Source organism: Gordonibacter sp., assembly GCF_036667095.1.
Lineage (GTDB): Bacteria > Actinomycetota > Coriobacteriia > Coriobacteriales > Eggerthellaceae > Gordonibacter.
In genome coordinates this window covers 3085-8193 of record NZ_JAVWUP010000117.1, presented here as the reverse complement: position 1 = coordinate 8193, position 5109 = coordinate 3085, and the positions used below count along the sequence as shown (strand labels likewise).

At 46.4% G+C, this 5109-nt stretch carries 3 protein-coding genes; 2 read left to right on the top strand and 1 reads right to left on the bottom strand.

The window, feature by feature from the left end; genetic code table 11:
- Window positions 1-261 precede the first annotated feature (261 nt).
- Window positions 262-1227 carry an ATP-binding protein gene (locus tag RR842_RS10020; protein ID WP_332729652.1) on the top strand — a complete coding sequence of 322 codons (966 nt, stop codon included), beginning with the start codon at window positions 262-264 and terminating at the stop codon, window positions 1225-1227.
- Entirely contained in the window at window positions 1227-3716 is a 2490-nt protein-coding gene (locus RR842_RS10015; protein WP_332729651.1) for a S8 family peptidase, read from the top strand. The genes RR842_RS10020 and RR842_RS10015 overlap by 1 nt, the downstream gene beginning before the upstream one ends.
- Window positions 3717-4102: 386 nt before the next feature.
- On the opposite strand, the gene RR842_RS10010 is transcribed toward RR842_RS10015, so the two are convergent.
- Window positions 4103-5109: type I glyceraldehyde-3-phosphate dehydrogenase (locus tag RR842_RS10010; protein ID WP_332729650.1), on the bottom strand; the 1007-nt coding region annotated here is incomplete at its 5' end.

Below are 5109 nucleotides of genomic sequence, written 5' to 3'. Positions count from 1 at the left end.
AAAAGCTATCCGACTAGTACTTCGGAAATAAACTAGCCGGATAGAGGCATGGGGCATATTACCCGTAATGCAAGCGAAATACTCATGATCCACCACAACAAAAGCTGCCTTGATCCTTACGCGATAGTCAAATGCAACGCAAATTCAGCAGAATTGCTCCCAACAAAGGGGGACGAGATCGGATCAATGCGCTAGAATGAAGCACGTATCAAAAGCGCCCGTTTACCCGACTATCGATAAACAGATTCCAAAGGAACACCAGTGGCAACTTCAGAGCAATTAATCGCTCTAGTAAAAGCACATTATGATGGCGATAGCGAACGTGTAAAAACGGTTGTTCTGCAAATTGCTGCTCATGAGGCCAAAATCGGTCACTCTGTTCTTGCACAGTCCTTAAAAGAATTAGTGTTAAAACAAGGCGGAGATAGTGCTATCAATAGAATTAAACCCATCGATAGCACCTTAATTATTCGTGGGCAATCAAAAGCTAGAAAAAGTGATTTAATTGTCTCCGAAAGACTAGACGAGCAGATAGATAACATCATCTTAGAGTTTGCTCAACGTTCAAAGCTAAACAAAAAAGGTTATGCCCACCGTCGGAAGATTTTGCTCGAAGGATTGCCTGGAACAGGAAAAACGCTTACCGCCTCGGTCTTTGCGACCGAGCTAAAGCTCCCCCTTTTTCTAATACAGACAGATAAATTGGTAAGTAAGTACATGGGAGAAACTGGGACAAAACTTCGGCAAGTATTTGATAGCATCTCTCAAGAAACCGGCGTTTACTTCTTCGATGAATTCGATTCTATAGGCTCAGAACGGGCAGCTGACAATGATGTCAAAGAAATGCATCGGGTACTGAATCTGTTCCTGCAATTCATTGAGCAGGACACATCAGACAGCATCATTTTAGCGGCATCGAACAGTGGCAGCTCATTAGACCAAGCATTGTTTAGGCGTTTTGATGATGTCCTACAATTTTCATTGCCCTCCAAGGACGAAACAATAAAGCTATTTAGTTTGAAACTGAATAAATTCAATTCAAAGTCATTAATCACTCAGGAAATCGTTGATTTAACAGTTGGGTTATGCCATGCAGATATTACTAAAGCTTGCGAAAATGCAATAAAGCAAGCTATCCTAGCTGACAAGCGACAAGTTTCACGCGATGTGCTAATAAAAATGATTGAGGAGCGAAGAGACGTATATCGGACAAAAGGGATTAGATAATGCCCAGGTACGATAACATATTTCTCACTGACATAACTGATACATTCAACTTCACAACCTCTCCTTCCGGAGGTGCGCAACCGAATATTCCAACAAGACGAAACCGTCAAGTTCATAGCAGCAATTTAACTACTCAGTTTAGAGCCGCTCAAGACCAATTCAATGCATATACACCTCGCCAAGTAGCCGCAATAGCATACAACACTGGAACATACCTGGAATTTTCTGGTGCAAACAATTGCGACTTGATTACGAAGAGCTTAGAAGACAACAGACAAGGCATAAAGCTACTAAACGTAAGAGATATCGTTTCACAAAATGAAGATGGCACGTCCTCGATAGTTACGAAGGCAACTGTATTCATTCCCTCTGGTAAAGAAGCGGTTTTTATAAAGAAGATAGCTGATTTTGCTACCTTACAAACAAAAACAGGGAAACCAAAAAACAATGATTTAGTTAGCAGCATAGAATCTATTTCAAATGCGCTGAAAATAAGTGCTTTCTGGGTTGGACGACCGTCCGATGCGCCAAGCGATGTCGCCCAGTGGTTCGAGCTATGGGTTGATGTCAAAGAAGATACCTTTGAGACAACGAAAAACAATCTTTTTTCGTTGTTAGACAATCTAGGTATTGCTCATCGGTCAGAGGAGCAGTACATACGCTTTCCAGAAAGGCTGGTTATACCGGTATACGCCAACCAAAGTTCTCTGCTTGATTTAATAAAACAAGGTGTAACAATTGCCGAAATTCGGAAGCCTGCTGATCCGAATTCTACTTTCATTGATTCGTCGCTTGTCGAACAAGCTGAATGGGCGGATGACCTGCTTGCGCGAACTCACTTCAACGATACTGGAATTGCGATATGCATACTAGATACAGGCATAAATGGAAACCATAGCCTAATTGACCCCTATATGCCCACTACAGGAATGACAGTCAATACTCAATGGGGCACGGCAGACCACAGCGGGCATGGTACAAACATGGCTGGCGTAGCTCTTTATAACGACCTAAAAAGATATCTGATATCAAACACGCCCGTAACCCTCAATCACACCCTTGAATCTGTAAAAATTCTGGGAAATACTCCCAACGCTCAAGGGCTATATGGCTACATTACAGAACAAGCTACCCTTCTGCCCGAAATATCGACGCCGACATCAAGGCGAATATACTGCATGGCGGTTACCGATGATAAAAGCAGCCTGAACAACGGACAACCCTCGTCTTGGTCTGGGGCTATTGATCAAATTTCGCATGACAAACAAAAGCGACTTTTTATTGTTTCGGCAGGCAATGTTACAAACCAAGAAATGCAAAATAGTGGCTATCCCAACGCTTGTTTAACAAAATCTGTTCACGACCCAGCACAAGCATGGAACGCTTTGTCGGTTGGAGCATATTCAGCCGACACAACCATCCAGCCCGATCCAACCATGAATGGCTACTCTGCTCTCGCTAAAGAAGGAGAGCTTTCGCCCTTTTCCTCCACTTCCCACACGTGGAAGTCGCAATGGCCAATTAAGCCAGAATTGATTTGCGATGGTGGCAACGTCGCCTTTGATGGCACTAATTACACTAGTCATGATGATCTTTCGAAGCTCACCTTGCATAATGATATAAGTAACAGACTGTTTGACACAATCAACGCAACAAGTGCTGCAACTGCACAATGCTCATATATTGCTGCTGAATTACTAGCCGCCTATCCTGATCTCCATCCAGAAACGGTGCGAGCCCTACTTATTCATTCTGCGCGATGGACAGACGGGATGAAAAACCAATTTGGATTGCCAGACATCAAAACACAAGGGAGAAGAAATTTACTTCGAACGTGTGGATACGGTGTACCTGACCTAATGAGAGCAAAAGACACGCTAAACAACCGTGTCAACATGATAATTGAGGGAGAAATTCAACCCTACGAAAAAATAACGGGATCAATACCTAAAACGAAGGAAATGCACTTACACTCTCTTCCTTGGCCAAATGAGGTACTGCAAACATTAGAAAATGAACCAGTAAAACTACGAGTGACACTGTCCTACTTCATTGAACCTGGACCTGGACAAAAAGGATGGAAATACAAATACCGATACGCCTCTCATGGTTTGCGATTTGACATCAAGCGACCAAATGAAACAACAACACAGTTTCAACAGCGCATAAACGCAGCGATGAGAGAAGAAGACTACCAGACAACTGCTTCCGAAAACAATTGGTACTTAGGCTCCAATAATAGAGATGTTGGCTCACTTCATTCCGATGTCTGGGAAGACACGGCTATAAACCTAGCTCAAAGCGGTACTATTGCCGTCTACCCTATTATCGGTTGGTGGAGAGAACGAACGAATTTGAAAAAAATGAATTCAAAAACTAGATATTCGCTTGTAATTTCTATAGAAGCAGCAGATACTCAAATTGATTTATATACCCCGATTATGACAAAGATTGCCCAACGAATTGCAGTTCCTATTCAGCCACAGTAATGATACGGCTTACGCAGAGGATCAACCAGATAGCACTTATGAAAAATGGCTTCAACCAAAGAAGGGCGGTGCGTGATAGCGATACGCTGATAGCAGTTTGATAGCAAAAAATCAGTAAACGAGAAATAATGGATAGAAACGATTCGAAACAACAGGGCAAACACCACCATATACTAAACAATAAAGCTTAGTATATGCTTGGATTAAGTGAGTGGGAGTGACTCTGCGTGTTCTCCTCTGAATGCAGGCGTGAGTGGTTGTTCCGAGTGGTTCGCTGTTGGTGCGAGCCACCCATGATTCTACCAAATGGTCTCAACCATTAGATCCCTTCCAAAGCCCCATAGTTTTAGCCAGAAACTTCGTTCACCCCCGACCTCCAGCTCCACCTACAAGGTTTCCGCAAGTTTCATGAAATGGGAGACGTAGGAAGTCTCGTTGTCGAACCATGTTGCGCACTCCACGAGATAACGCCCTTCTCCTGCCCGCGAGACCTTTGTCTGGAACGGATCGAAGATGGACTCGAACGACGTTCCCGCGATGTCTCCCGACACGAGCTCCTCCTCCGCATAGCCGAACATGTCATCGCTATGCTCGCGCATTGCGGCATTGAGGGACTCTGCCGTAAGGCCGTCGGTCTCCACGGAGGCGACCAGGGTGATGTAGCTCCCCTTCGTCACCGGCACGCGTATGGCCGATCCGGACAGTTTCCCCTGTAGTTCTGGAAGGACCAGCCCGACAGCCTTAGCGAAAGCGGCCGTCGTCGGGATGATGTTGGTCGACGCAGTCCTGGAACGCCGGAGGTTGCCCTTCCTCTGCGGGTTGTCGAGCACCATCTGGGTCGGCGTGAACGCATGGATGGTGGTGGCGATTCCCTGCTCGATAGGCGCGATGTCGTTCAGCGCGCGCGCCAAGGGCGAAAGACCGACCGTCGAGCACGAAGCACCAGACACGACAAGGTCGTCGTCGGTGACTATCCCCTCATTGATTCCATATACCACGGTCGGCACCTCGTTTCCTGCCGCCGCCGAGATGAGGACGCGCTTCGCCCCGGCTTCGAGGTGCGCGGCTGCCTTTTCTCGCGAGGCATACGACCCAGTGCATTCGAGGACGAGATCCACCCCAAGCGTAGCCCAGGGCAACACGGACGCATCCTCCTCCTGCATCGCCGGTATTTCCCCTTCGTTCACCGCAAAGCTGCAATCGTTCGATGCTATGTCCCATTCGGGTCCGATCGGTCCATGCTCTGAATCATGACGGAGCAGGTAGGCTATCGAGTCCACGGGCGATACATCGTTCACTGCGACCAGCTCCATGTCGTCTCGCCCCAGAAGAGCGCGGAAGCACAGCCTGCCGACGCGTCCCATGCCGTTTATCGCAATCCTCTTCATGCCAT

What these genes read in the sequence shown, in the direction of transcription:
- RR842_RS10015 (WP_332729651.1), top strand. Translation starts at nt 1,227, where the DNA reads ATGCCCAGGTACGATAACATATTTCTCACTGACATAACTGATACATTC.